This is a genomic window from Marinitoga sp. 1135 (assembly GCF_013363245.1).
Classification (GTDB): Bacteria; Thermotogota; Thermotogae; order Petrotogales; family Petrotogaceae; genus Marinitoga; species Marinitoga piezophila.
On sequence record NZ_LBEZ01000018.1, the window covers coordinates 118,454 to 145,013 of the forward strand.

Below are 26,560 nucleotides of genomic sequence, written 5' to 3' on the forward strand. Positions count from 1 at the left end.
CATATTGGGAGTGGGAACTTGAAATATCTTTTGAGATTTAAGAAATCCGGGAAATCTGCTTATATTTCGCATAATGATACACTGGAAGAAATAGAACGTATCTTTAGACGTGCTAAAATAAAAATGGAATTTACAAAAGGTTTTCATTCAAAACCAAAAATGAGTATAGCCCAGGCTATTCCTCTGGGATATATAAATAGAAGCTTATATGTAACCCTTAATACAATAGAAGAATATGATTTTTCCAGATTAAATGATTTTATGTCAGAAGGATTTAGATTATTAGATTATAAAAAGGTGGAGGATAACTTTAAAATAAAAATAAAATATTACAGTTTCAGGGTTTATCTTTCCAGAAATTTGTTCGATAAATTTATTGAAGAATATAACAAAATGAAAGAGCGATTTATTGATTTTGAATATTATATAAACAAAAAAGGGATTTATGTGTTAAAATATAAACAGGAGTACAATAAAGTATATAATATATGGAAAACTTTTTCCGATACAAAAGAAGACTTTTTGTTTTATCCCATAGTATATGATGCGATTTGGGGGGAGAAAATTGAGTAAAAAAATCCTTATAGTAGATGATTCTGATGTGTTGAGAAAAATATTAAATTTTAATTTTAAAAAAGAAGGTTTTGAAGTTCACGAAGCAAGGGATGGTGAAGAAGGACTTCAAAAAATAAAAGAATTAAAACCTGATGCAGTATGTTTGGACATTATGATGCCCAAAATGGATGGTTTTACTGTTTTAAAAAAATTAAAAGAAGAAAATATATCCCTTCCAATACTTGTTCTTACAGCAAAAGGTGGGGAAGAAGATGAGGAATTAGCTCTTTCATTAGGAGCTTTTAAAGTTGCAACAAAACCATTTAGCCCTAAAAATATAGTGGATATAATAAAACAGGCGGTGGGGGGAAATGGATAAAAGTACCCAGTATGGACTTGAAATATATAACAAATTAAACGAAAAGCTGGCATATTATAAAAAAGAAGATCAACCCAAAGATTTAGAAGAAATAAAAAAACGTATAGAAGTTTTGATAGATGTGCTTTTTGAAGAAGGGGAAAGTTATAGAACGCAATTAGAGGAATTTTCGCTTCAACTTGAAGCACAGGTTGAAGAGTTATCCAAACTATATGAAGAATTAACCGCTGTTCTTGATATAGGTAAAATTTTAAATGAAACATTAGATCCACATGGTTCGATGGAAAGTATAATAAAAAGAATTAAAGATATAATAAGCTATAATGATATTATTGTGGGAGAATTTTCCGATTTTCCTCCACGAAAAGATTTTAGTATACTGCATGCTGATTTTACCATATTGGATTTTGAAAAAACAGTTCAAATAATAGATTACTTAAATGCCGAAGGTAAAATAAAACCTATAATTCTTGAAAAACATCCAATAACTCATGAAGAAGTACCTATAATGTTTATACCAATAGAATCCAGAATGAAAGTATGGGGATTCTTCCTTTTTTATGGTTCAAGTAAAGGATTATTTACAGCAGGTAATAGAAAAATAATGGAATCTGTTGCGGAACAAATAGCTTTTAGTTATGATACTTTAGATTTCTTAAACAAAAAAATTGAACAGGAAAAATTAGAAGAACAGTTGAGAATAGCTTCGGAGATTCAGCAATCATTACTTCCAAAAACTTTACCGGAATTTGAAAATGTGGATATTCATGCATTTTATAGACCAGCATATGATATAGGTGGAGATTATTATGATGTTGTAAAAATGGATGATGACAAGGCATTTTTAGTTCTTGCAGATGTTTCAGGTAAAAGCGTACCTGCAGCATTGATTATGACATCATTTAGATCTATTTTAAGGCACGAACTGGAGTCTAATAACGATCTAACAACTATAGTATATAAATTAAACAATTACATTTCAAAAGAAATTCCGCAGGATAGGTTTGTTACTGCAATATTCATTATTCTTGATTACAAAGAAAAGAAACTGGAAATGATAAATTGTGGGCATAATCCGACATTGATAATAAAAGACGGAGAATTACTTAGTTTTGAAGCTGAATATATGCCTGTTGGAATTATGGATGGTTTTTTCTTTGAAAGTCAAACATTAGAATATGAGAATGAAATTAATATAGCTATTTACACAGATGGTATAACTGAAGCAAGAAATATGGAAAAAGAAGAATTTGAATTAGAGAGACTCACGGAATTATTCGTTAAGTCGAGAGAATTAAGTTCTAAAGAAACGCTGGAACGAATTATAAAGAAACTCGATGAATTTGTTGGCGGGGCGCCACAACACGATGATACTACAATAATGATAGTTAAATCAAAAGTATAAGGAGGTTTTATTATGTCAGGTCACAACAAGTGGGCAAATATAAAGCATAGAAAAGCAGCTCAGGATGCAAAAAGGTCAAAGATCTTTACAAAATTAATCAGAGAATTAACAGTTGCTGCTAAAGAAGGTGGAGATGATCCAGAAGCAAATCCAAGATTGAGAACAGCTATTGAAAAAGCAAAAGATGCAAATATGCCAAAAGATAAGATTGAAGCTGCAATTAAAAAAGGTGCTGGAGGAACAGATGCAGATTCTTATGTAGAAATAATGTATGAAGGTTATGGTCCTGCAGGTGTAGCAATAATAATGAGAGCATTAACAGATAACAAAAACAGAACTGCTCAAGAAGTAAGACATATTCTTTCAAAAAATGGAGGAAGTCTTGCTGAAAGTGGAGCTGTTGCATGGAATTTTGAAAGAAAAGCTATGATTACAGTTCCAAAAGAAGAAGTAGCAGATCTTGACGAATTTATGATGGAAGCTTTAGATGCGGGAGCAGAAGATGTTATAGAAGACGAAACAATACAGGTAATAGCTGCACCAGAAGATATGGTTCAGGTAAGAGATACATTAAAAGATAAAGGCTTTACAGTGAAAGCATCATTAACATATATTCCTAAAAATACAGTAAAGATAGCAGGTAGCGATGCTGAAAAAATGTTAAAGTTAATAGATGCTCTTGAAGATAGCGATGATATTCAAGAAGTATTTGCAAATTTTGAAATTGATGATGAAGAAATGGAAAGATTAGCACAAAAAATGTAATTTCAATAATTCAGGGGCATCTATGCCCCTTTATTTTTAATAAAAATAAAATGAGGAGTCAAAATGAAAAGAATATCTGTTATAATAATAATGATAACATTAGGAATAATTACATTTTCAAAGAACATACAATTTACATATAAAAATAATGGTGATTTGAGAACAACATTTGACTTTACATTTGAAGCAACAGACTTATATGTTGCCGGGTTAAGTTTTTATATAGATTTAAAGGCTGAAAATTTTGAAAATAATATTGAAGTTTCTGAATTAAACAAAGTTTTAAAATATCTTGATTTCTCACAACCCGGTTTTAGTATAAAGTATAAATATAAAAATCCAAATTTTGATGATTATAATTATTTTAAATGGGCAAATGAATCGTTTATAATAACTTTCGAAAATGCGTTTTATAAATATCCAGTGGCATATGTAGTTTCAAATGGAATGTTGGGATTAAATTTGTATAATGGAAAAAACAACTTTTATTACTGGATAAATTCATCGAATTTTTCTGAATTAGCAATTGGATATTATTATAATGGATCTGAACTTAAAGTGGGTTTTTTTTCAAATTCAATTAATAAAAAATATAATTATGGAATTTTTTTAGTAGTTGGAAATACATGGATGATAGGTTTTTCAAAAGAAGAGATAGATGTAGAAATCATAAATAAAAATATAAATTTAAAATATACATTTTTGTCCAAAAATGAAAATAATATATACAGTGAATTTTTTAATATAAATTCTGGAAAATTTGAAATAAATATTCCAATAATAAAAGATAGAATATATTTTACAATACTGCCTAAAAAGGTTTATGGAATTACTTTTAATTTAGAAATGTAGGAGGAATAAGTATGAACGAAAAAAGCCTTTACACATCACCATATGATGACAACGAATATAAATGGCTATTGGACAACATAGCGAAACATTTTGAACTTGATTTAAGGGGTTATAAACAGCATAGGGTTAGAAGAAGAATAGACATGATTATGAGGAAATATTCTTATAAAGATTATAAAACATATTTCAATGACTTAAAAAAAGATCCTAAGAAATGGGATGAATTTCTTGATAAACTCACAATAAACGTTACAGAATTTTTCAGAAATCCAGAAAAATGGGAATATTTAAAGAAAAATGTTTTACCGCGTTTAATGAAAGAAAGTGGATCAAAAACCAAATTATGGAGTGCAGGTTGTTCAACAGGTGAAGAGCCGTACACATTATCCATAATACTTGAAGAATTAAAAGCGCCAAAAACCATAAAAGTTATGGCTACAGATCTTGATAAATTTGTTATTGCAAAAGCTAAAAGAGGAGTTTATTCTTCAAGATCGCTCGTGAATATTTCAGAAGATCTAAAGAATAAATACTTTAAAAAGGTTGGGCCTGATTCATATGAAGTATCTCCAATAATAAAATCAAGAGTTGTATTTAAACAACATAATTTATTAATGGATCCATTTGAAAAAAATCTTGATCTTATTGTATGTAGGAATGTTGTAATATATTTTGATATGGAAGCTAAAAATGGATTATATAAAAATTTTGCAGCTTCATTAAGAAAAGGTGGAGTGTTATTCGTTGGTTCAACAGAAAGAATTTTTAATTATAGAAGTCTTGGCCTCGAAGTAATTGAACCGTTCTTCTATCAAAAAGTGAGTGATTAAACTTGGACTGGTTAATACCTATAATCTTGTTTTTAGATCAAATTACAAAAGTACTTGCCAGAGAATATCTTATTGGAAAAAACATAGAGATAATAGGAGATTATATAACATTAACATATGTAACAAATACAGGAATGGCGTTTGGAATGTTAAAAGGCCATTCCTTTTATCTTGGATTAGTTTCAACGATAATTGTGACAATTATATATATTTATAGAAAAATTTATATGAATAATAACAAGTCGTTATTATTTGACATAGCCACGGTTTTTATTATAGGGGGAGCTATGGGAAACCTTTATGATAGAATAAGATTTGAATATGTTGTTGATATGTTTAGTGTAAAATACTTTTCAGTTTTTAATGTTGCTGACTCATTTGTTACAATTGGAGGTATTTTACTGGCAATATATTTTATAAAAAAGGAGAGAAATTATACGTGGAAGAAAACTTCCTGGTAACTAATAGAGAAGATGGGTGGAGACTTGATAAATTTGTAGTGGAAAAGGTTCCTGATTGGATATCAAGAACATATGTTCAAAAAGCTATTAAACAGGGGCAAATAATAGTAAATGGAGAACTGAAAAAACCATCATATAAAGTAAAAAATGGTGAAGTGGTTTCAATAGAAGTTCCAGATAAACCACCAACAATAGAGGTGTTACCTGAAAACATACCTTTAAATATTATATATGAAGACAAAGATATTATAGTAATAAATAAACCACCTTCAATGATAGTTCATCCAGTTGCAAATAAGGTTAGTGGAACACTTGTAAATGCTATACTTTATCATTGCAAAGATTTACAGGGAATAGGCGGAGAAATTAGACCGGGTATAGTTCATAGACTGGACAAAGATACCTCAGGTGCAATTGTAGTTGCTAAAAATGATAGAGCACATCAATCGCTAAGTGCTCAGTTTAAGGATAGAAAAACTAAAAAAACATATATAGCTTTGGTAAAAGGTATTTTAAAGAAAAAGCAGGGTGAAATAAATCAACCACTTGCGAGACATCCTCAAATAAGAATAAAAATGGCGGTTGTGCCGGGAGGAAAAGAATCAATTACGGTATATAAAATAATAAAAGAATTTGGAGATAAAGCGTCGCTTGCATGGATACACCTTAAAACAGGAAGGACGCATCAAATAAGAGTACATTTTAAATATATTGGGCATCCATTGTTTGGTGACGAAGTATATGGTAAAGCATATGAAGATTATAAATATGGAATAAAAAGACAGATGCTTCATGCATTAAAATTAGGTCTTTTTCATCCGAGAACCGGTGAATGGATGGAATTTGTGGCACCATTACCAGAAGATTTTAAAAAAGCTATTGTCAATATAGAAAAATTATAACAGAAAATTAACATACTCTTGTTATATATTAAAAGATATTGTCGTAAAATAAAGCGCGAGGTGTTATTTTATGTTAAATGATAAATTACATGACCAAAAATTAATATATGATCTTGATAAAATAGAAGAAAAAGAAGAATATACATTTGAAATAACATGGGAAAAATTAGATACACCAGAAGGTGTAGTGGATATAGTAAAACCTATAAAAATACAATTTGATATAACAAAAACATCTCAGGGATATATATTAAAAGGTAATCTAAAAACAACTGTAAAACTTGTCTGTTCAAGATGCTTAAAAGAATATGAGCAGGATATAAATGGTGAGATAGAAGCATATTATATAGACGATAGGCTTCAGGATATATTCACCAAAAATGAAAAATTGGAAACACTGGATAACATAATATTCTATTCTGATATGAAGGTTGATATAACCGATAGGATAATAGAAGCAATAATGATGGAAATTCCAGAAAAACCATTGTGTAAAGAAGATTGTAAAGGATTATGTCCAATATGCGGGATAGATTTAAACGAAAATCCAGATCATAAACATGAAGAGCAGTATATAGATCCAAGAATGGCTAAATTGCTTGATATATTTGGCGACGAAGAATAATAAAAATAAATAAATTTTAGGAGGGATTATAAATGGCTGTACCTAAGCAAAAAACATCAAGAGCAAGAACACACAGAAGAAGAGCAGCAAATTTATACAAAGCAGTAAAGGTTAATGTAGTAAAATGTCCAAACTGTGGCGAACCAAAACTCCCCCACAGAGTATGTTTAAACTGCGGATACTATAACGGAAAACAGATCTTAGAAATAGGAGAATAATAATGCCTGAAAAAGCCAGAATCGGCTTGGATTTATTTGGTGGAGATAACGCGCCCAACGCTACACTTGAGGGCGCGATTTTTGCATTAAAAAATAACTTTGTCGATTCTGTATACTTAATTGGGGGAGATCAAAGTTTAAAAGAAAAAATACCAGAAGAATTACATAAAAAATTTATATTTATAAAAGCAGAAAACACAGTTACCAATAATACCAAACCAACAGATGTATTAAAACTAAAAACAAGTTCTATTTATATAGGTAATGAAATGATGAAAAATGGTGAAATAGATGCATTTGTTAGTGCTGGAAGTACAGGCGCTTTATTGGCAGCGGGAACATTTGTTTGTGGTAGAATTAAGGGAATTGATAGACCAGCATTGGTAATACCATTACCTGGAAAAAAAGGAAAGGTAAGAGTTCTTGTTGATGGTGGAGCAAATGCAGAATTAAAACCAAAACATTTTGTTTCGTTGGCAAAAGAAGGAATTGCCTTTGCAAAGTTTCTGGGAATAGAAAATCCAAAAGTAAAAATATTAAATATAGGAACCGAAGAGGAAAAAGGAACAAAATTGGTTAAAGAAGTTTCAGAAATATTTAAAGAAGATTCAAAAATAGTATATGATGGATTTGTTGAAGGAAGAGACATTTTTGAAGAAAATGTAGATGTAATAGTTACAGATGGTTTTACTGGAAATACTGTTTTAAAAACAGTAGAAGGAACAGCATATTATATTCTTTCTGAATTAAAGGAAAAAATATCAAAAGGTGGATTTTTTGCAAAAATAGGTGCGTTATTAATGAAAAATGCATTAAAAGGCTTAAAATCCAGTCTTGACTATAGACAATACGGAGGAACCTTCTTCTTAGGGATTAACGGAATACTTATAAAGGCACATGGTTCTTCTGATTCTGAGGCCATTGCAAATGCACTAAAAGTAGCTCAAAAAGCAGTGAAAGAAGATATAGTGTCAAAGATAAAGGAATTGTTATAGGAGGAATTAAAAATGTGTGGAATTGTGGGACTTGTAGGGAAAAAAGAAGCAAAAGTAAAGGATATAATAAATGGATTACAAAAATTAGAATATAGAGGATATGATTCTGCAGGAATAGCATTTTCAAATAATGGGAAGGTAGAGCTTGTTAAAAAAACAGGGAAAATAGAAAATCTAAGAAAAGAATTAAACTCTCAATTAGAAAAAGAAATAAATATAGGTATCGCACATACAAGGTGGGCTACGCATGGAGGAGTAACAGATGAAAATGCACATCCACATACAGATTGTACAGGAAAAATTTCATTAGTTCATAATGGAATAATAGAAAACTTTCAGGAATTAAGGGAAGAATTAAAAGAAAAAGGACATAAATTTAAATCAGAAACAGATACAGAAGTAATAGCGCATTTAGTCGAAGAATATTATGAGGGAGATTTATTTGAAGCGGTATTAAAAGCAATAAAAAGATTAGATGGGGCATATGCCATAGGAGTAATACATGCTGAAGAAAAGAAAATAGTATCAGTTAGAAAAGGAAGTCCGTTAGTAGTTGCACATAATGAAAATTATTCATTATTGGCATCAGACGTGACACCAATATTAAAATATACAAAAGACGTATATTTTATGAATGACAATGAAATGGCGGTATTAGAACCAGGAAAGATAGAATTTTATAACGTAAATGGTGAAAAAATAGAAAAGGAACCTGTACACATAGATTGGGATGAAGCAGCAGCAGAAAAAGGCGGATACGAACACTTTATGTTAAAAGAAATATTTGAACAACCAGAAGCATTAAAATCGGCAATAGCTGGAAGGATAAAAAATGGGAAACCAATAATATCAGAAATAAAAGAATTAGAAAAATTCATAAAAAAAGATTTAAAAAAGATATTCATAGTAGCCTGTGGGACAAGTTATCATGCAGGATTAGCATTTAAATACTTCATGAACAGATATTCAAAAATAGACGTGGATATAGAAGTAGCCTCAGAATTCAGGTACATGAATCCACATGTAAATGAAAATACATTAGTAATAGCAATATCCCAATCAGGAGAAACAATAGATACACTAGAAGGGATAAGAATAGCAAAAGAAAAAGGAAGTAAAGTAGTAACAATAAGCAATGTATTTGGATCAACAATACCAAGGGAATCACATGGTGCAATATACATGAATACTGGACCAGAAATAGGAGTAGCAGCAACAAAGACATATACAGCACAAATAGCAATATTATATGCATTGGGTGCAAAAATAATAGAAATAACAGAAGGATTAACAGAAGAAATAGAAAAAATATTATCAGATATAGAAAAAATGCCAGAAATATATGAAGAAGTATTAAAAAATGCAGAAAAAGTAAAAGAACTATCAAGAGAATATGTAAATTATCAGCACATGATGTATATAGGAAGAGGATTTGGATATCCAACAGCATTAGAAGGAGCGTTAAAACTCAAAGAAATCAGTTATATACATGCAGCGGGATATCAGGCAGGAGAATTAAAACATGGACCAATAGCATTATTAGATGAACAATTTCCAGTATTTGCAATAATACCCAAAGACTCATTATATGAAAAAATGAAATCAAACTTAATGGAATCAAGAGCAAGAAACGCAAATATAATAGCAATAACAACAGAAGGAAATGACGAAATAAAAGAACTTACAAATGAATATCTATTTGTACCAGAAGCAGAAGAAGCGTTATATCCATTAGTAATAGCGCCGATTATACAGTTATTCTCATATTATGTAGCAGTATTAAGGAAGTTAGATCCTGATAAACCAAGAAACCTTGCCAAAAGTGTTACAGTAGAGTAATGGAGGTGAAAATTAGTGAAGATAAAATCAGAAGAGGAAATTTTTGAATTGGCAAAAAAAATATATAAAGTAATTGATGAAAAAGACGGAATAAATATAAAAGTATTGGATATGAAAAACAGCCCTCTTCTTGTTGATTACTTTATAATTGCAACAGGAAATTCAGAAACACATTTAAATGCAATAAAAGAAGCTGTTGTTGAAGAGTTTAAGAAAAATGATCATCAATTATTATATTACGATAGAGATAGAATAACAGATTGGATTATAGTTGATGGCGGTAGCATAGTTGTTCATTTATTTAGTGAAAAAGCAAGAGAATTTTATGATTTAGAAGGATTATGGGTGGAATCAGAAAGAATTAAAATAGATTAACCTCGCACGCCGGGTATATGGTTTCCCCGGTGCCCTTAAAAGGGTCGGAAGCCAGAAAAACGGCGGAGGTAAAAACCAAAATGGAGGTGTTTTTAAATGGCAGTTATTAGCATGAAACAGTTATTAGAAGCAGGTGTTCACTTCGGTCACAGAACAAGAAGATGGAATCCTAAAATGAAACCTTATATTTTCACAGAAAGAAAAGGCATTTACATCATTGACTTACAAAAATCATTAAAGGCTGTAGAAGAAGCTTACGAATTTGTAAGAGATCAAGCAGCAGAAGGTAAGGTTATTATGTTCGTTGGTACAAAGAAACAGGCACAGCAAATTATTGCTGAAGAAGCAAAAAGAGCAGGAGCATACTACGTAAATAACAGATGGTTAGGTGGGTTATTAACAAACTTCCCAACAATCAAAAAGAGAATTAAAAAATTAGAAGAATTAGATGAATTTGTAAATTCAGAAGAATTTGAAAAATTACCTAAAAAAGAACAGAGTAAAATCAAGAAAACATACGAAAAACTTGACAAAAACCTTGGTGGTTTAAGAGGAATGAAAAGAATTCCTGACTTATTATTCTTAATCGATCCAAGAAAGGAACAAATTGCAGTTGCTGAAGCAAATATGTTAGGTATTCCTATCATTGCTTTAGTTGATACAAACTGTGATCCTGATCCAATAGATATAGTAATTCCAGGAAACGATGATGCAATTAGAGCAATAAAATTAATTTCTTCAAAAATTGCAGATGCATACATCGAAGGAAGAGAAGGAAGAATGGGAGAAGAAGCTGCAGCAGAAGCAGCAGAAGAAGAAGTTGTAGATGCAGTAGAAGAAGTAACAAAAGCTAAAGTAGAAGCAGAAGAAAAATACGGAGATGTTGTTGAAGAAGAAGAGTAATAATAACAATTAACATAAATCCCGAGAATATTTTATTCTCGGGATTTTTTATATTATATACATAAACTGAATATTCATGATATAATATTAGTTGATTAAATGAAAAATAAATGAGTTAATAATAAAATAAAGAGGTGAAAAATGGCCAAAATTATTTTAATTACAGGCGGAGCTCGTAGTGGAAAAAGTACATTTGCGCAGGAAATAATAAGCAAAAAATATAAAAATATCTTATATATAGCCACTGCAATACCTTTTGATGCAGGAATGAAAGATAGAATAAAAAAACATCAGGAAATGAGGTCAAAAACATGGAAAACAATAGAACAATACAAAAACTTTGAAAATATTGAGAGAAAACCAGAATTCTTAAATGCAAATGGGATTATTTTTGAATGCATTACTCTAATGATAACCAATATTTTAATGGATGAAAAGATAGATTTTGAAAACATTGACTATAAAAAGCTTGAAAATATAGAAGAAAAGATTATAAAAGAAGTTGAGGTTATATTGGATTTAGTGAGAAAATATAATAAATATATAGTAATAGTAACAAATGAAGTGGGAATGGGTATAGTCCCGGCATATATGTCTGGAAATATTTTCAGAGATATTGCAGGAAGAGTGAATCAATATATAGCCAAAAGAGCAGATGAAGTATATATCACTATTTCAGGTATACCACTTAAATTAAAATAGGGGTGTAAAAATGAAAGATATTATGAAAGGGATAATTCTTATAATAACCTTTTTTACAAGAATACCAATAAAATATGAATTTGAATTTTCTGAAAAGTACTTTAAAAAGGGAATAATATTTTTTCCAATTGTAGGATTATTTATAGGTATAATGATGTTTTTGATATTAAGACTATCAAATTATCTAGATAAAAGTATAGTGATATTTTTTACATGGATTTTTTATATATGGATTACAGGTGGAATACATCTTGATGGTGTTGCAGATAGTTTTGATGGGCTGTTTAGCAATAGAAAAAAAGAAAGAATTCTTGAAATTATGAAAGACAGTAGAATAGGAACATTTGGAGTGATTGGGCTATTAATTGTTTTGGGATTTGAAATCCTTATGAGTTATTATTCAACATATTCTGTAATTATAATGCCTATGGTTAGTAGAAGTGTGCTTATATTTATATCCTCAATAACAACATATGCAGGCAAAAAAGATGGATTAGGAAATATTTTTATAGACAATTGTGATTTAAAAAAATCCATAATTTCATTTTTAATGGTAATTTTAGTAGCTGTTTTCATAAACATAAAATTAATTTTTGCCGTTATAGGAACATACATATTTTCGTATATGATTTTAAAGTATATCGAAAAAAGAATAAACGGAATAACAGGAGATATAGCAGGATTAATTATAGAATCATCTCAAGGAATATATTTATTTTTATCATATATAATTTTATTAGGAGTAAATTAATGAAATTATTATTGCTAAGACATCCAGAAACAGTAGCAAATATAAAAGGTATATTTAATGGTTGGAAAGATTATCCATTAACTGAAAAAGGGAAATTACAGATGAAAAATATAGTAAAAGAATTGGAAAAAATACCTGTTGATAGGGTATTTACCAGCCCATTGCCAAGAGCATATAATCTTGCAAAAACAATTGCTGAACAGAAAGGAATTAAAATAAGAGTATATGAAGAGTTAAGAGAAATTAATTTTGGAAATTTTGAAGGCAAAACCTTTCAGGAAATAGAAAAAGAATTTCCTGATGAATGTAAACAATGGTTGGATAATTATAAAACCTTTAAATTTCCTGAAGGTGAGAGTTTTGAAGATTTTAATGAAAGAATTTCTTATTTCCTGAAAAGCATCGAAAAAGGTGCAAATAAGACATATCTAATAGTTACTCATCTTGGTGTAATTAGAGTAATATTAACAAAAATATATAATTGGGATATTGATAAAATGTGGGAGATACAATGTGAAAATGGAAAATATATAGAGGTGAATATAAAATGAAAATAAAAAAATTTAGAGATTTAACTATTATTGATATGGAAAATAAAAAACTTGTAATAGCCTGCGATTCTTCAGGGGCAGTAGGTGATAAAGAATTTGATATAGTAAAAACAGAACCTGAAATAGTTGGATATTATGCTACTCATGTTGCAATGGCTGAAATTATTTCTTATGGCGCTAAACCAATAGTTGTAGTTAATACTCTTTCTGTTGAAATGAATAATACAGGAAAAAAGATTATAAATGGAATAAAAAAATTATTAAAGGAAATAAATATTGAAGAAAATATTATAACAGGCAGTACCGAAGAAAATTTTCCTACCGTTCAAACCGGAATAGGTGTGACAATTATAGGAATTGCCAATAAAGGTATAGAATTTGTATCAAATAAAAATGATTATTGCGTTGCAATTGGAATTCCGCGTGTTGGAGAAGAAGTGCTAAAAAGTAGGGATATTGTGACAATCAAAGATATATTAAAAATAAGAAATCTGGAATTTGTGCATGAGATGATACCAGTTGGTTCAAAAGGAATAACTCATGAAATAAAGGAAATTGAAAAATCAGGGAAATACAAATTTGTTTTTAATAAAAACATAAAAATAGATTTATCAAAAAGCGCAGGACCTTCGACATGTGTGCTGGTTACATTAAAAAAAGAAAATATTCCAGAATTAAAAAAAGCTATAAGTCTTCCAGTTGTTGAAATAGGAAAGTTAGTGTAAATAATTCCACATAAAAACCGGTTGTGATAAAACCGGTTTTTATGTATTATGACAGAATAAAAAGAAATAAAATAATTTTATTCCAATAAATGACAGAATATCAGAAAAAGTTTTTAAAAATATTTTTTATATATTATAGTAATTGTGGAGGTGATAAAATGAAGCCTAAGTGGTTATTGATTATAATATTTTTATTATCACTTATCGTATTTGGAGGAAGCAGTGGATTTTATTTGGGAATGTCGTATATTCCTGTATCAGAAATAAAAAGTCCTGATAATTCAATTGATTTACATGATGGAGTATTATATCCTTTGTATGGTTTTAGGATGAATGTAGATAAATTTTATTTTGGTATTGAAGGAACTATGGATATGGAAAATAATACCAATAGTCTTCAAATATCTTATGAAGGAGGAAAAGTTGGATATATTTTTAATATATTTAACAAAATAGGAGTGGATCTTGGGATATTAGGAGGACATTACACTCAAAGTTTTCTAAAAGTAGTTGATGGTGGGAAGACATTAGAAGATTTTAAAAATAATACTGCTATTCATTATATAAAGCTTTCGAAAGATTATTATATATTATCTCCATCAATGGGAATGCATATTTATTTTACAAAACATTTTGGATTATTTTTAAAGGGAGCATATAATTTTGGATATTCTCAATCTGGATGGTATTTTGAAGATGATCCTTCATTGTATATAGTAAGAGATAGCAGTGAAACGAATAACTTTTTAAAATGGTATGATATTTCTGTCTTTCTTGAAATTGGTTCCTTATATTAAGGAGGGAACAAAATGAATATCAGAGAATATTGGTTTTTATTTCCGATAACAGCATTAATATTAATGATTTTCTCTTTTAATCTGGAAAATTATAATGTGAGTTCTCAGGTAATACAACCGAATAAATCAATTGAAATTAATGGAATAGATATTATAAAGATTAATTATCCAGCGGTTAGGATAAAATTTGATCCCGAAAGTAATAAAATATATTTTTCAGATAAAATAATACTTGTGAAAAAAGAAAATATGGTTGAAGTAAGAAGTAGTAACCCGTCATTATTTGGAAGTCAGAACATTATTGAAATTGTTATCGGGACTAAAAAAAGATATAAAAATGTAATTATAGATACAGCTTCAGCAGAGATATATGGAAAGTTAAATACAGAATTTTTTGATATTGATTCTATGAACATCAAATTTCGAGATTTTGAAATTAATAACAATACAGAATTTAAAGTGGATGGAACAAGCGTTTCTATAATCAACAGTTATATTAAAACCAAAAAGATATATATGGATACAACATCTTTAAAATTTTTAAATACTCTAATAACAGCTGATTTAATAGATCTTGATGGAACAACTATTAGTGTTGAAGGGGAAATAAATGTACATGAATTATATATAGATGGAACAAGTGTTAAACTTAACTTTAAATGTAAAAATTTAAAAAATATAAAAATTTCATCAACAACACTTAGTGGTGAAATATATTATCTTGATATGTGGGATGGAATTCGTAGATTAGAAAGTAATGAAATTTCAAATAATTTAATTATATATGTAAAAAAAGAAAATCCCGGAATAATTGATTTCAAGGGAAAAATAAAAAAATATTAAAGAGGTGAATTCTATGAAAAAAAATATAATAATTTTAATGATGATTCTTTCTACCAGTATAATTTTCGCATTTAATTTTGGTTGGGGAGGTTCCCAGATACAGTTTATTCCAGAAAGCTCGTTGCAACAATTAATACCTTTAAATGATTTAAAAATTAATGGAGGAATGGTATTATATGGTGGCAGTGGTGCAGGAAGAATTGCAAATGGAATTTATATTGGAGGCCAGGGTGAATCTGGTAGTTTAAGAACAGGCGAATATGAAATTAGTATAAATCAGGGTTTCTTTATGTTCGGAACACATTTAAATCCATTTAAAATATTATCTTTTGAAGTTGGTCTGGGATTTGGTGGAAGCGAAATAGCAATAAAAAAATTTGTTGATGGAGATGCAAATACTATAGATGATTTCGTAAATTCACCTCAAAAAGTGCCTTATATAGTATCTTTAAATACAGATATGTTTGCATTAAATACACAGGCTAAAATATATTTAAATCTTGCTGAATTTTTTAGTATAATAGTACATGGTAATTTTATATATGGCTTTTCATCAGATGGCTGGAAAATAGAAAATACATATAATTTAAAAGATACATTACCAACTAATTATTATTATTACACAATAGGTGCAGGTGTAATGTGGGGATTTTAGAAGGGGATGGATAAGTGAAAAATAAAAATATTTATATATTTTTAATTATATATCTGATAAATATTATTACCTTTTCAACTCCAATTGAAAAAGAGTTTGAAAAAATAGAAAATAATCTTAAAAGTAATCCTTTTAAAAAAGAATACATAAAGGATCTGGAAGATTTTTACATAAAGAATTTTAATGATTTAAATATATCACTAATAGATAAATTGCTTGAGTTAAACAGTGAAATAATAGATACCTGTTCATATGCTATTTTAAAAGAAATCAGGGGAAGCTTATTGGTAAAAAAAGCAAAATATGAATGGTTCTTACCTTTAAAATATTATTATATATATACCGGGATGCTTGAAATGAAACATGTAATAGAAGAGGATTTTGATAATTTAACATATAGATATATTCGTGCAAAAACAGCATATGATATATCCGAATATAATTTTGCACATGAAATTTCATTAAAAGATTTTGAATACATATATTTAAGAGTTCAGGAAAAGAAAGAATTTTTAAAAAGGTATGACTTTGGAGAAGTACTATATAAATTGGGAATATTATATAAAAAAGTTTCTCCTATAAAATCTCAAAAATATTTTAACGAATTAAAAGAGTATAAAAATTCTATATATTATAAAAGGGTGTATGATGAAAAATAGACGATTATTAAAGGTTTTGTTGATAACACAATTAATAGCCTTATCAATTACATATTTTATATATCTTTATACGCCATATTTTAATATACAAATTAGTCTGATTATTACGGAATTATTTGTTACAACTATAGGTGTAATATACTATATCTCAACAGAAATGTTGTTTCATACAGTAAAAATAGAAATAAAATTTTTAAGACGTATAATAAAAATTCTTATTTTTGTATTTAGCTTTTTTTCAGGGGTATTTATTGCTGAAGACCTCATTTCAAGATTGCTATCATATACTTTTTTTTCTACGGAGAAGTATGTTCTTTTAATATATAGCATAATTGTATTGATATTAACTTTACTTTTGATAATAATATATTATAAGCTTAAAAATAAGATAGAGGAAAATGAAAAGTTAAAACAGGAAAAGTTAAAAGCTGAATTAAAAGCATTGCGTTCAAAGCTAAATCCGCATTTTTTATTTAACACGTTAAATACCATAATTGATCTTGCGTACACATCACCAGAAAAGGTTGAACAGGTGGTGATAAACCTTTCAGATATATATAGAAAGGTATTATATTCATCAGATAAGGATTTTTGTACAGTAGAGGAAGAAATATCTTTGATAAAAGAATATCTTGAAATTGAAAAAATTAGATTTGGAAGTCGATTAAAATGTAATTTTGAAATTTCAAAAGAAACATTAAAATTAAAAATTCCTCCATTTATTCTGGAACCTTTTGTTGAAAACGCGGTTATTCATGGAATATCTCCAAAAAAAGAAGGAGGAATCATAACAATAAAAACATACTTAGAAAAAAATACGCTTTTTCTTGAAATTTGGGATAATGGTTCAGGAACACATAAAAATATTCAGTATGGTTTTGGAATAAACAGCGTAATAGAGCGATTAAATCTTATATATAAAAATAATGCTGAAGTAAAAATATTAAAAAATAAACCTTCTGGCGTAAAAGTGATTATTTTAATGAAAAATATAAAGGGGAATGAACAATGATAAAATGTGTTATAATTGAAGATGAAATTCATGCTTCAAATAGGCTTGAAAAGATGTTGGGAAATTTTGAAGATATACAGATATGCGGTAAAGCATTTGATGGAGATGAAGGCGTTGAACTTATCGAAAAAGAAAGACCAGAACTTGTATTTTTAGATATAAATCTTCCTGGAAAAAATGGATTTGAAGTTTTAAAATCCATTTCCTATGAACCATTTGTGATATTTATAACGGCATATCAGGAATATGCTATAAAAGCATTTGAAGAAAATGCTATAGATTATTTATTAAAACCATTTGATTTAAAAAGATTAAAAAGCTCAATTGAAAGAATATATGAACGAAAACCAAGAATTAAAAAAGAAAAAATTGTTGAAATCGATGAATTCATAAATAAAAAAGCGAACTACCAGAAGATTTTTACAGTAAAAGATAATGATGAAATACTGGTAATACCGGAAAAGGATATAGTATATTTTAAAGCGGAAGAAAAATACGTCTTTTTATGCACCAAAAATAAGGAATATTATTACAACAGAACATTAAAGCAACTAGAAAGTGAAATAGATCCAGAAGTATTTATAAGAATACATAAAAGCTATATAGTTTCAATAAATTATATAAAAAAATTCAAACGATTATTTATAAGAGAATATATCGTTGAATTAAATGATTTAAAAAACACAGAGTTAAAGATAGGAAGAAGCTATTTGCATGAATTAAAAGAAAAATTTGGATTTTAATAAATTCTGGGGGTGTAATTAGTGATAAGAGCAAAAAACTTAGTAAAAAAATTTGGAGATTTTACAGCAGTTGATAATGTAAGTCTTAATATTAAACCAGGAGAAATTTATGGATTTCTTGGACCAAATGGAGCAGGAAAAACAACAACTATAAGAATGCTAACAGGTACTTTAAGACCTACAAGTGGTGAAGTTGAAATATTGAACATGAACATGAAAGAAAAAGAAATTGAAATAAAAGCAAATATAGGAGTAGTTCCAGATGAACCAAGAATGTACGAAAATCTTAGAGGAACAGAATTTATAGAATTCATAATGAATATATATGAAGTGGATAAAACAGAAGCAAAAAAAAGATTTGACGAAATATGTGAAATATTTGAAATAAATTATCTCGATTCATTTATAGGAGATTATTCACATGGTATGAAACAAAAATTAATGGTGGCTTCTGTATTAATGAGAAAACCGAAAGTAATATTCCTTGATGAGCCTACAGTTGGACTTGACGCAAAATCGGCAAAACTTTTAAAAATGTTAATAGAAAAGTATGCTAAAGAAGGTGCAACCATATTTATGACAACACATATTTTAGAAATAGCAGAGAAAATGTGTGATAGAATAGGGATTATCTCAAAAGGAAAACTTATAGCCGAAGGTACATTGGAAGAATTAAAGCATTTATCTGAAACAGATGAAAAACAATCACTTGAAGATTTATTCCTCGAATTAACAGGTGCTGGGGAATTGGATGACATAATAAAAGAGCTATAATGGGGTGAAAAAATGAAAAGCAAAATATGGTTAATATTAAAATATTCATATCAAAATAAAGTAAGACCCAGAAAAAATAAAAAAGGTATTATTAAAAGAAGAGGGCCATGGAGCGCATTACTTGCATATTTATTCCCGCCAATATTATTTGGTGGAATGCTTGCTCCAATATTTTATATGATGTTTAAAAGTTTAAATTTTCCTCTATCTGAACTTGGAATAGAAACTACATGGAATTTATTAGACCTTATATTTGGTGGCTGGTTTCTTACAATGGGATTTATGTTTGTTTTAAATTACGCTCCTGCAATAGTTGCGAATCTCTTTGAAAGTGAAATTACTCAGCTATTACTGGTAATGCCGGTAAGAAGATTTGAGATATATGTAGCCAGTGCTGTAGATAGTTTTATAATGGCTGGAATTCCAATAGGTATGATGATACCTGTATTTGTTATATATGCCATATTAAGAGAAACAAATATCTTTTTTACAATTTTATCTGGTATTGGGTATATATTATTGTTGCTTTTTATTGCAAATTTGTTTGGTTCCATACTATCAAGATATCTTACAAAAACCTCAGCTAAAAGATGGACAATGATAATGTATTTTATAAATATCTTCTTATATGTAGGTGGCGTTAATATGATGCCATCAATAGGTGTTGGAAGGGATATGAATTACTTTGTGGATGTTATTAAAAAGATACTGAATATTATTTTAAATGATTTCTGGCCTCATACATGGTTCTTAAAAGCTATGAATGGCGATTTAATTTCAATGGCTATATTATATGGGGCTACATTTATATTGGGATACTTTATCTATAAAATTTCAGATAAAATAGAATTTAGTTCTTCAAATAAATCAAAAAAGAAAAAGAAAAGTGTAGAAATAAATTTCAAACATTCAAAATTTCCAATGTTCAAAAAGGATTTCAAATTGTTATTTAGAGATTCACAGACATTCTTTTTAATTTTATATCCTATCTTTTTGCCACTAATAATGATTTTTACATCTGATTCTCTTGAAATGATAGGAACAATATTTATAATGCTATCTGGAATGTACGCAGCAATGATTGCTATTTATGCGTTATCTTATGAAGGAAAAATTTGGCCAAATCCCAAATTATATCCTTTAAAATCTCAGGAATTAGTTTTTTCGAAAGTTGCTATACCGGTAATAATTTTTGTTCTGGAATATATAGCTCTGGCGATTATTATAATAACAATGGAAAAATCATCTACTATAATATTTTATAGCGTATTTCCAATAACCTTAATTCTAATATATTCGTCAATACTTGGTATAAAACTTTATTTATCTAACCCAAAAAGAGATTTGTCTCAAAAAAATATATTAAATGGGAAAGAAGTCTTTATGCTTGAAGGTATAACACTGGGATTAACAATGGGAATTTTTGTTCTTGGAAATCTTTATATTGCGTCATTAAAAAATCCTTCAATGAAAGACAAATTTATAGACTGGCTTTTTGATTCGTCATTTTTATATCATTTCATAGGCGCTGGGATACCAATATTTCTACTCTGCCTTACAATATATCTAATTGTAAAGGAAACAAAGAAAATTCACAAGTTACTTATTTCATGGGAATAAAAAAATTTGAGAAGTTAAAAATAACCCTTCCAGAAATTCTGGAAGGGTTATTTTAAAAACCTCTCAATAATCTCATCAATCAAAGCTCTTTCATCATCTTCAAAAGAGTAATAACCAAGAGCAACACGCTTATAGCCTAAACCATATTTAAGGGCAAAATCACGAACCTTTCCTTTTGGATAAGGAGTAATGGGCCATTTAATATCGTATCGAACGCAATTTCTTAAAAACACATCAAATATTCTCATTTCCTCATCACTGAGCTCAAAATAATGAAGAACAAAGTCTTTAAAATTCTTCGACTTCTTAAAAAGCTCAGTGATGAGTTTTTTTCTCGCTATAAAAAATGGAGATACATCAGATTTTATTTCCTCAAAATCCACAGGATTCATTAACCTTTTCTCAGCTTCTTTAACATTAAACTCAGAAAGTATTAAGTTAAAAAAATACATTTTCTCATAATCTCTTGAGAGGTATTTAATGATTTTATCTTTATCTCCTTCAAAAATCAATTTTAAAATATGACTCTTTGTAAAAAATGGTTTTTCTATTAATGCTGTATATGTTGAAAAAAATAATACAGGAATATTTACTTCTTTTTGTTTTCTAAATTTAATTGTATTTTCCTTAAAGGTTTTATTTATATGCATCTTATACAACTCATTTTTTATTTCAATTGGATATGTTTTCTTATATGATAATTTATATTTATGAATGAAATCCTTTAGATTTTTTGAATTTATATCTTTAGTTTTCAATCTTTTTTTGCTCTTTTTATATATAAAATAACTCAAATTTTTATTTAATGTATATTTCTCAATTTTAAAGTCAGGGTATTGATTATTTTCAAGAGATGCTTTTACATTCGAACTTTTCTTTGAATATCTATAAATATTTTCAATTTCATATATTCTTATATCATTATTCAATATTTTTATATTCATAATAGTATCGAACCAATTATACATATAATTAAAATCCTCAAAATAATAACCAGTATAATACTCCAACAAATTTGCAGTATATAATGCTTTTTTCTTATTATTCTTTCTTATCCACCAGGTAGCAGAATTTAAACCTGCACATATCATTGAAGGATGATTAAATTTTTTGGCATATAAAAAACCATTAATAAAATAGTTATAAGCTTTATTATATTTATTTTCATTTAATAACTTCCTGGCTTTTGAATATTCAATTATTGCTTTTTGAACATAACTTTCCTCATATAAATCACCATAACATTTCAGAACTTCAAAATCTTGATTTAACTTTTCAGCTAAAGCTTTTAATCCAGGTATAATTATTTTTCTTACATAGGGAGAAATATTGCTTATATTGTTTTTTAACAAAACAAAAATTTCTTTTGATTTATCAAAATTCTTCATTCTTGAATAAATTAATACGAGTTCATATCTTGCAAGTTCCCTCAATATTGTTGTTGTTGTTGAAATAACTTTATTTGCATATTCAATAGCAGAATAATAATCTTTTTTCCATTTTGATTTTAATAAGTGAAAATAATATTTTAAAGAAATATCTTTATTATTATTTTCAAAATAATTAATAATAGGTATAGAAAATTTTCCATATTCAATTATCTCTACAATGTTTTTGAGAAACAATTTATTAATATTCATAATTAATCACCTTTATAAACTGTTACAATATTTACCTTTTCTTAACTTTAGAAATATTGTTAATTATCAAAATGTGAAATAAAAATAAAAACAAGATAAAATAAACTATTTAAAGATATTTTATACTTCACAAGTAATGTTACAAATTATATGGTAATAATAATTAAATCTAATATTTAAAATAAATCCTGATAAACAGCAACCTGTTAACTTTGTGGTAACACTTGAAAATCATGTTAGAAATAGTAAAATTCATATCGGAGGTGGCATAAATGAAAAAATTTCTGGTAATAACATTAATTATAGTTTCATTATTAACGGGTATTGTATTTGCAGGAGATGAAGAAGATTACTCTTCAACAAATTCAATCAATCCTCAAATCCAAATTGAATTTTCTGAGTAATCAACTAAAATCTATTTTCTATTTTATATCTACGTAGATATTATATCAAAAATTTAAATTTTTCAGTCGGCTGTTTTTATCCTGGTGTCAGAGAAAAATTATTAGTATTTATTTACTATGAAATTATACCATAAAAGCATTTTTAATATTTAAAATAGTAATTTTGATCTTAGTGGGGGTGTAATAATGGAATGGATAATGAAACCCGTAGATGAAGGTGATGAATTAGGTTGTTTTTGTTTATTAGTTTTTTGTTATACAAATTGTCCATGTAATAATCCTTCGCATAGTTGTAGCTGGATTTATTCATGTCATTTTTCACCACCCGTTTGCGGTTCTAATCTTTGTAAAGCTGTAGATCAAGGAATTTAGGAGGTGTTATTTATGTTATGGATTATAGAACCCATTAATAATGATGAAAATATAGTTGAAGGATGCGGAATTGATTGGTGTGGAAATTGGTGTTTTGTTCAAAATTGCACAACTCAAGATTGTTCAAAGCATATATGCGTAATATATGTACATTAAATAATCTTTGTATATCTTAAAGGGTGAGACATATGAGTATGAGAATTGGAAGATATTTAACTTTTTTTGTTATACAAAATAAAATATATGCATATAATGCATTAAATAATGGGTTATGCGAATTAAAAAATGAATCATATGAAATATTAATAAAAAAAGATTTCAAGAGTTTAGAGAAATTATATCCTGAAGTTTTTTATGAATTAAAAAAGGCTTTGTATATAGTTTCTGAAGATTTTGATGAAAAGAATTATGTTAAACTAAAAAATTGGGAAGCAAAATTTTTACAAAACAACCTATCTTTAACAATTGCTCCTACATTAGATTGTAATTTTAAATGTTTTTATTGTTATCAGCAAGAATATAAGCAAGAATCATATATGAATAAATCAACGGCTGATAAAGTTTTTGATTTTATCGACAAAAGAATCACACCTAATATTCGATTTTTGCATATTAATTGGTATGGAGGAGAACCTCTTCTTAATATCGAGATAATAGAATATTTATCAAAGAAAATAAAAAAACTATTAGATAATAAAAAAATAGAATTTAAATCTTCAATAATAACGAATGGATATCTTTTAAATGAGGAATATGCAAAAATATTATCTAAAAACTGTAATGTAGAAACAATTCAGATTACTTTAGACGGACCTAAAGAAATTCATGATATTCGTCGTCCACATAAAAATGGGGAATCTTATGATATTATTATAAATAATTTAAAAAACATCTCTCAATATTTTAAAAGAATATTAGTTAGAATTAATATGGATAAAACTAATGAAGAAAAAGTTCCTGATTTGTTAGAAGAATTAAAAAAGTTAAATTTAAATATTCATCCATACATAGCGCCTGTTTCATTGGACAATATTCATCACAATAATTTTGCTAAAACTTGTTTTCATATAGAAGAATTTGCTTTGAAATATTTAAAAATAAAAGAAAAAGATGAATATTCTTATTTATCTAACTATCCAGTTTTAACTTTTGGAAGTTGTGGTGCTGTAAGGAAAAACTCATTTGTTATAGATCCAGATGGAAATATATATAAATGCTGGAATGAAGTTGGACAAAAAGAAAAAAGTATTGGAACAGTAAGTGAAGGCATAACAAATTATTCAAGATATATTAAATGGATGGCATTTGATCCATTGGATATAAAAGAATGTAGTGAGTGTAGTATTTTGCCATTATGTAATGGTGGATGTCCGTATAGAATACTATTTCCAGAAGATGGTGATACTCTTGGAAAAAGATGTAGTGAATATAAATGGACATTAAAAAACGAGCTTTCATTATGGATTAAAAATAATGTTTTAAATAATAGAAAGTTTGAAGTTAAAGTAAATACAAAATAATAAGTCCAAAGTTATTTATATAATTTTATTACTATTTATGTTTTTCACCTTTACCTACTCTATATAATTAATCTGTGGGTAAAGGTGATTTGCCAAAAAAAAGACTTTTAAAAAATTTAAAACACTATTTATAAAAATATATATGAGGTGAAAGTATGGATGTAGTTGTTATGGAGGATATTCAGTTTCATTTTAATGATGGACCAAAAATTGTTGAAAAATTTTCCATGATGATAACCAAAGGAGAATTTGTTTATATAAAAGGTTCAAATGGTTCCGGAAAAAGCACAATTCTGAAATTACTTGGAGGAATAATTAAACCTAAAAATGGAAAAATAAAAATTTTAGGAAAAGAACCATATAAGGAACCAGAAGTTTTAAAAAGCGTGGGAATGGTAGTTGATGGTATGGGATTATATAAAGAGTTGAGTTTAAAAGAAAATATAATATATTTTGCAAAAGAAAAAGGTCTTACATATGAATATGCAAAAAAAGAAATAGAAAAATATGAAAAACTCTGGGAAATAGATTTTAATAGGAAATACAAAAAATCCTCGCATGGAATGAGGAAAATAGCAAAACTAACCTTTTCATTAATAAATGAACCAGAACTATTGGTATGGGATGAACCAGAGCTTGCCCTTGATCAAAAAAGAATCAATACATTGTTAGAAATCCTTAAAAGTTATAAAGAAAAAGGAAAGACATGTATAATCGCTGGAACAAATCCTGAAATTTATAAAAACCTCGTGGATATAGTAATAGAAAAAGAGGTGATTTTATGAAAATTTTATTCAAATATAAACACTGGATAATTATTCAATCAATATATGTTATTGTAGGTATATTAACAGTCTTTATTTTAAAAGCAAGTGGAAAAATAATTAAAGGTCAGGTGGCTGGTGGGCTAGCGATAAGTATGCATTTCATATCTAATACTCAGGAATTATTGATTCCAATATTAATGTTGATGTTAGCCGATTTAGCTTTTAACATAGAATATGTAGAAGGAACATTTTTAACACATTTGTTGTGTGGTAAAAGCAGAAGAAAATGGATACTAAATAGGCTATACAATTTTTATCTTTTTATAACTATACAATTTTTTATAGCGTTTATTTTAATAACAGTTAGTGCAGGAATAATAACGGGTTCCTTTACATTAGGAACAATGGAACTTAATGAAAATACTGGAATAATAAAAATAATTTTTCCAATAATTATAAATGTTCTAAAAACATTAGTATTCATATCATTTGCAATATTAATGACCACATTTTTACCTGGAAAATTAATGTTAGGAAGTATTATATCAGTTGGAATAATATTTGTTATAATGAAAATAACAAATATTTTAATGATATTATTTCAGGAAAATGAAATATTAAAAATCATAGTAGATATGATCTGGTTAACAGAATCGAAAGAAGCTTTTATTTATGGGATAATATGGATTGGGTTGTTTACATATTTATCAATGAGACGTATAGATAAGATTGTTATAACCAATCAAGGAAATTAGGTAAAAGTAATATTTTAAAAAATTTAAAATACTAGGTGAAACCATGAAAACAATAAAAAAATTCCTGTATTTTCTGGTAAGGGATATATTAATATGGAAAAGCTACAAAACACAGGCAGTATTGGGAATACTGAGTGGATTCTTAGGATTATTGCAATTTGGATTC

General features: G+C 27.8%; 33 protein-coding genes and 1 pseudogene. 33 read left to right on the forward strand and 1 reads right to left on the reverse strand.

What is annotated here, in order from left to right:
- The first annotated feature begins 18 nt into the window (after window positions 1-18).
- From XO10_RS08095 to XO10_RS08220, 26 genes are all read left to right on the forward strand, one after another.
- The gene (locus XO10_RS08095; RefSeq protein ID WP_014297091.1) at window positions 19-573 is read left to right on the forward strand and encodes a TIGR03936 family radical SAM-associated protein; all 555 of its coding nucleotides are present in this window, start codon (window positions 19-21) and stop codon (window positions 571-573) included.
- Entirely contained in the window at window positions 566-934 is a 369-nt protein-coding gene (locus tag XO10_RS08100; RefSeq protein WP_014297092.1) for a response regulator transcription factor, read from the forward strand. The genes XO10_RS08095 and XO10_RS08100 overlap by 8 nt, the downstream gene beginning before the upstream one ends.
- Window positions 927-2,339, forward strand: a complete 1,413-nt coding sequence (locus XO10_RS08105; protein WP_014297093.1) for a PP2C family protein-serine/threonine phosphatase — start codon at window positions 927-929, stop codon at window positions 2,337-2,339. The genes XO10_RS08100 and XO10_RS08105 overlap by 8 nt, the downstream gene beginning before the upstream one ends.
- Window positions 2,340-2,351: 12 nt before the next feature.
- Complete coding sequence (locus XO10_RS08110) at window positions 2,352-3,104, forward strand: YebC/PmpR family DNA-binding transcriptional regulator (protein WP_014297094.1); 753 nt, start codon at window positions 2,352-2,354, stop codon at window positions 3,102-3,104.
- A gap of 63 nt (window positions 3,105-3,167) precedes the next feature.
- On the forward strand, window positions 3,168-3,956 hold the full coding sequence (locus XO10_RS08115) for a hypothetical protein (protein WP_175418469.1): 789 nt from the start codon (window positions 3,168-3,170) through the stop codon (window positions 3,954-3,956).
- A gap of 11 nt (window positions 3,957-3,967) precedes the next feature.
- Window positions 3,968-4,786, forward strand: a complete 819-nt coding sequence (locus tag XO10_RS08120) for a protein-glutamate O-methyltransferase CheR (protein ID WP_014297096.1) — start codon at window positions 3,968-3,970, stop codon at window positions 4,784-4,786.
- 2 nt (window positions 4,787-4,788) lie between these two features.
- A complete protein-coding gene (gene lspA, locus XO10_RS08125; protein ID WP_014297097.1) occupies window positions 4,789-5,247 on the forward strand; it encodes a signal peptidase II in 459 nt (152 codons plus the stop codon).
- Window positions 5,226-6,149, forward strand: coding sequence for an RluA family pseudouridine synthase (locus XO10_RS08130; RefSeq protein WP_014297098.1), 924 nt, complete (start codon window positions 5,226-5,228; stop codon window positions 6,147-6,149). The genes lspA and XO10_RS08130 overlap by 22 nt, the downstream gene beginning before the upstream one ends.
- A gap of 70 nt (window positions 6,150-6,219) precedes the next feature.
- Window positions 6,220-6,774 (forward strand): DUF177 domain-containing protein, encoded by a 555-nt coding sequence (locus XO10_RS08135; RefSeq protein ID WP_014297099.1) that lies wholly within the window; start codon window positions 6,220-6,222, stop codon window positions 6,772-6,774.
- 32 nt (window positions 6,775-6,806) lie between these two features.
- Window positions 6,807-6,992, forward strand: a complete 186-nt coding sequence (gene rpmF / locus XO10_RS08140) for a 50S ribosomal protein L32 (protein ID WP_014297100.1) — start codon at window positions 6,807-6,809, stop codon at window positions 6,990-6,992.
- Between the two features lie 2 nt (window positions 6,993-6,994).
- Complete coding sequence (gene plsX / locus XO10_RS08145; protein WP_175421379.1) at window positions 6,995-7,987, forward strand: phosphate acyltransferase PlsX; 993 nt, start codon at window positions 6,995-6,997, stop codon at window positions 7,985-7,987.
- Window positions 7,988-7,999: 12 nt separating this feature from the next.
- The gene (gene glmS / locus XO10_RS08150; protein ID WP_175421380.1) at window positions 8,000-9,826 is read left to right on the forward strand and encodes a glutamine--fructose-6-phosphate transaminase (isomerizing); all 1,827 of its coding nucleotides are present in this window, start codon (window positions 8,000-8,002) and stop codon (window positions 9,824-9,826) included.
- 15 nt (window positions 9,827-9,841) lie between these two features.
- Window positions 9,842-10,201 carry a ribosome silencing factor gene (rsfS, locus tag XO10_RS08155; RefSeq protein WP_014297103.1) on the forward strand — a complete coding sequence of 120 codons (360 nt, stop codon included), beginning with the start codon at window positions 9,842-9,844 and terminating at the stop codon, window positions 10,199-10,201.
- A 96-nt stretch (window positions 10,202-10,297) separates the two neighbouring features.
- On the forward strand, window positions 10,298-11,104 hold the full coding sequence (rpsB, locus tag XO10_RS08160) for a 30S ribosomal protein S2 (protein ID WP_014297104.1): 807 nt from the start codon (window positions 10,298-10,300) through the stop codon (window positions 11,102-11,104).
- A 141-nt stretch (window positions 11,105-11,245) separates the two neighbouring features.
- Window positions 11,246-11,806 carry a bifunctional adenosylcobinamide kinase/adenosylcobinamide-phosphate guanylyltransferase gene (gene cobU, locus XO10_RS08165; protein ID WP_014297105.1) on the forward strand — a complete coding sequence of 187 codons (561 nt, stop codon included), beginning with the start codon at window positions 11,246-11,248 and terminating at the stop codon, window positions 11,804-11,806.
- Between the two features lie 10 nt (window positions 11,807-11,816).
- The gene (gene cobS / locus XO10_RS08170) at window positions 11,817-12,557 is read left to right on the forward strand and encodes an adenosylcobinamide-GDP ribazoletransferase (protein ID WP_175421381.1); all 741 of its coding nucleotides are present in this window, start codon (window positions 11,817-11,819) and stop codon (window positions 12,555-12,557) included.
- Complete coding sequence (cobC, locus tag XO10_RS08175) at window positions 12,557-13,108, forward strand: alpha-ribazole phosphatase (protein ID WP_175418471.1); 552 nt, start codon at window positions 12,557-12,559, stop codon at window positions 13,106-13,108. The genes cobS and cobC overlap by 1 nt, the downstream gene beginning before the upstream one ends.
- A complete protein-coding gene (locus XO10_RS08180; RefSeq protein ID WP_075780690.1) occupies window positions 13,105-13,833 on the forward strand; it encodes an AIR synthase related protein in 729 nt (242 codons plus the stop codon). The genes cobC and XO10_RS08180 overlap by 4 nt, the downstream gene beginning before the upstream one ends.
- 158 nt (window positions 13,834-13,991) lie before the next feature.
- Window positions 13,992-14,630, forward strand: coding sequence for a hypothetical protein (locus tag XO10_RS08185; RefSeq protein WP_075780691.1), 639 nt, complete (start codon window positions 13,992-13,994; stop codon window positions 14,628-14,630).
- A 12-nt stretch (window positions 14,631-14,642) separates the two neighbouring features.
- A complete protein-coding gene (locus tag XO10_RS08190) occupies window positions 14,643-15,473 on the forward strand; it encodes a hypothetical protein (RefSeq protein ID WP_014297110.1) in 831 nt (276 codons plus the stop codon).
- A gap of 13 nt (window positions 15,474-15,486) precedes the next feature.
- Entirely contained in the window at window positions 15,487-16,128 is a 642-nt protein-coding gene (locus XO10_RS08195) for a hypothetical protein (protein ID WP_014297111.1), read from the forward strand.
- A gap of 14 nt (window positions 16,129-16,142) precedes the next feature.
- Complete coding sequence (locus tag XO10_RS08200; RefSeq protein WP_014297112.1) at window positions 16,143-16,787, forward strand: hypothetical protein; 645 nt, start codon at window positions 16,143-16,145, stop codon at window positions 16,785-16,787.
- On the forward strand, window positions 16,777-17,799 hold the full coding sequence (locus tag XO10_RS08205) for a sensor histidine kinase (protein ID WP_075780692.1): 1,023 nt from the start codon (window positions 16,777-16,779) through the stop codon (window positions 17,797-17,799). The genes XO10_RS08200 and XO10_RS08205 overlap by 11 nt, the downstream gene beginning before the upstream one ends.
- Entirely contained in the window at window positions 17,796-18,542 is a 747-nt protein-coding gene (locus XO10_RS08210; RefSeq protein WP_014297114.1) for a LytTR family DNA-binding domain-containing protein, read from the forward strand. The genes XO10_RS08205 and XO10_RS08210 overlap by 4 nt, the downstream gene beginning before the upstream one ends.
- A gap of 21 nt (window positions 18,543-18,563) precedes the next feature.
- Window positions 18,564-19,316, forward strand: a complete 753-nt coding sequence (locus tag XO10_RS10725) for an ABC transporter ATP-binding protein (protein WP_014297115.1) — start codon at window positions 18,564-18,566, stop codon at window positions 19,314-19,316.
- 12 nt (window positions 19,317-19,328) lie between these two features.
- Window positions 19,329-20,936, forward strand: coding sequence for a hypothetical protein (locus XO10_RS08220; RefSeq protein ID WP_175421382.1), 1,608 nt, complete (start codon window positions 19,329-19,331; stop codon window positions 20,934-20,936).
- A gap of 47 nt (window positions 20,937-20,983) precedes the next feature.
- Here XO10_RS08220 and XO10_RS08225 read toward each other — a convergent pair whose 3' ends face one another.
- Window positions 20,984-22,576: a hypothetical protein gene (locus XO10_RS08225; RefSeq protein WP_175421383.1), complete on the reverse strand. Its 1,593-nt coding sequence runs from the start codon at window positions 22,574-22,576 to the stop codon at window positions 20,984-20,986.
- A gap of 272 nt (window positions 22,577-22,848) precedes the next feature.
- Here XO10_RS08225 and XO10_RS10730 point away from each other — a divergent pair, with 272 nt between their 5' ends.
- The 7 genes and pseudogenes from XO10_RS10730 to XO10_RS10810 all read left to right on the forward strand — a co-directional run.
- Window positions 22,849-22,980, forward strand: coding sequence for a hypothetical protein (locus XO10_RS10730; protein WP_014295644.1), 132 nt, complete (start codon window positions 22,849-22,851; stop codon window positions 22,978-22,980).
- 186 nt (window positions 22,981-23,166) lie between these two features.
- The gene (locus XO10_RS08230) at window positions 23,167-23,352 is read left to right on the forward strand and encodes a hypothetical protein (RefSeq protein ID WP_175421384.1); all 186 of its coding nucleotides are present in this window, start codon (window positions 23,167-23,169) and stop codon (window positions 23,350-23,352) included.
- A gap of 12 nt (window positions 23,353-23,364) precedes the next feature.
- Entirely contained in the window at window positions 23,365-23,508 is a 144-nt protein-coding gene (locus tag XO10_RS08235; protein ID WP_175418472.1) for a hypothetical protein, read from the forward strand.
- A gap of 32 nt (window positions 23,509-23,540) precedes the next feature.
- Window positions 23,541-24,872, forward strand: coding sequence for a radical SAM protein (locus tag XO10_RS08240; protein ID WP_175418473.1), 1,332 nt, complete (start codon window positions 23,541-23,543; stop codon window positions 24,870-24,872).
- Between the two features lie 155 nt (window positions 24,873-25,027).
- Entirely contained in the window at window positions 25,028-25,657 is a 630-nt protein-coding gene (locus XO10_RS08245; protein WP_175421385.1) for an ATP-binding cassette domain-containing protein, read from the forward strand.
- Complete coding sequence (locus XO10_RS10515; protein ID WP_217671692.1) at window positions 25,654-26,394, forward strand: hypothetical protein; 741 nt, start codon at window positions 25,654-25,656, stop codon at window positions 26,392-26,394. Before XO10_RS08245 ends, XO10_RS10515 begins: the two co-directional genes overlap by 4 nt.
- Before the next feature lie 43 nt (window positions 26,395-26,437).
- Window positions 26,438-26,560 (forward strand): annotated as a pseudogene (locus XO10_RS10810) (ABC transporter permease); the annotation flags it as partial.

Coding starts and splice junctions, on each gene's coding strand:
- XO10_RS08105 (WP_014297093.1), top strand. CDS start 927: ATGGATAAAAGTACCCAGTATGGACTTGAAATATATAACAAATTAAAC.
- XO10_RS08110 (WP_014297094.1), top strand. CDS start 2,352: ATGTCAGGTCACAACAAGTGGGCAAATATAAAGCATAGAAAAGCAGCT.
- XO10_RS08115 (WP_175418469.1), top strand. CDS start 3,168: ATGAAAAGAATATCTGTTATAATAATAATGATAACATTAGGAATAATT.
- XO10_RS08120 (WP_014297096.1), top strand. CDS start 3,968: ATGAACGAAAAAAGCCTTTACACATCACCATATGATGACAACGAATAT.
- XO10_RS08135 (WP_014297099.1), top strand. CDS start 6,220: ATGTTAAATGATAAATTACATGACCAAAAATTAATATATGATCTTGAT.
- rpmF (WP_014297100.1), top strand. CDS start 6,807: ATGGCTGTACCTAAGCAAAAAACATCAAGAGCAAGAACACACAGAAGA.
- plsX (WP_175421379.1), top strand. CDS start 6,995: ATGCCTGAAAAAGCCAGAATCGGCTTGGATTTATTTGGTGGAGATAAC.
- glmS (WP_175421380.1), top strand. CDS start 8,000: ATGTGTGGAATTGTGGGACTTGTAGGGAAAAAAGAAGCAAAAGTAAAG.
- rpsB (WP_014297104.1), top strand. CDS start 10,298: ATGGCAGTTATTAGCATGAAACAGTTATTAGAAGCAGGTGTTCACTTC.
- cobU (WP_014297105.1), top strand. CDS start 11,246: ATGGCCAAAATTATTTTAATTACAGGCGGAGCTCGTAGTGGAAAAAGT.
- cobS (WP_175421381.1), top strand. CDS start 11,817: ATGAAAGATATTATGAAAGGGATAATTCTTATAATAACCTTTTTTACA.
- cobC (WP_175418471.1), top strand. CDS start 12,557: ATGAAATTATTATTGCTAAGACATCCAGAAACAGTAGCAAATATAAAA.
- XO10_RS08180 (WP_075780690.1), top strand. CDS start 13,105: ATGAAAATAAAAAAATTTAGAGATTTAACTATTATTGATATGGAAAAT.
- XO10_RS08185 (WP_075780691.1), top strand. CDS start 13,992: ATGAAGCCTAAGTGGTTATTGATTATAATATTTTTATTATCACTTATC.
- XO10_RS08190 (WP_014297110.1), top strand. CDS start 14,643: ATGAATATCAGAGAATATTGGTTTTTATTTCCGATAACAGCATTAATA.
- XO10_RS08195 (WP_014297111.1), top strand. CDS start 15,487: ATGAAAAAAAATATAATAATTTTAATGATGATTCTTTCTACCAGTATA.
- XO10_RS08205 (WP_075780692.1), top strand. CDS start 16,777: ATGAAAAATAGACGATTATTAAAGGTTTTGTTGATAACACAATTAATA.
- XO10_RS08210 (WP_014297114.1), top strand. CDS start 17,796: ATGATAAAATGTGTTATAATTGAAGATGAAATTCATGCTTCAAATAGG.
- XO10_RS08220 (WP_175421382.1), top strand. CDS start 19,329: ATGAAAAGCAAAATATGGTTAATATTAAAATATTCATATCAAAATAAA.
- XO10_RS08225 (WP_175421383.1), bottom strand. CDS start 22,576: ATGAATATTAATAAATTGTTTCTCAAAAACATTGTAGAGATAATTGAA.
- XO10_RS10730 (WP_014295644.1), top strand. CDS start 22,849: ATGAAAAAATTTCTGGTAATAACATTAATTATAGTTTCATTATTAACG.
- XO10_RS08230 (WP_175421384.1), top strand. CDS start 23,167: ATGGAATGGATAATGAAACCCGTAGATGAAGGTGATGAATTAGGTTGT.
- XO10_RS08235 (WP_175418472.1), top strand. CDS start 23,365: ATGTTATGGATTATAGAACCCATTAATAATGATGAAAATATAGTTGAA.
- XO10_RS08240 (WP_175418473.1), top strand. CDS start 23,541: ATGAGTATGAGAATTGGAAGATATTTAACTTTTTTTGTTATACAAAAT.
- XO10_RS08245 (WP_175421385.1), top strand. CDS start 25,028: ATGGATGTAGTTGTTATGGAGGATATTCAGTTTCATTTTAATGATGGA.
- XO10_RS10515 (WP_217671692.1), top strand. CDS start 25,654: ATGAAAATTTTATTCAAATATAAACACTGGATAATTATTCAATCAATA.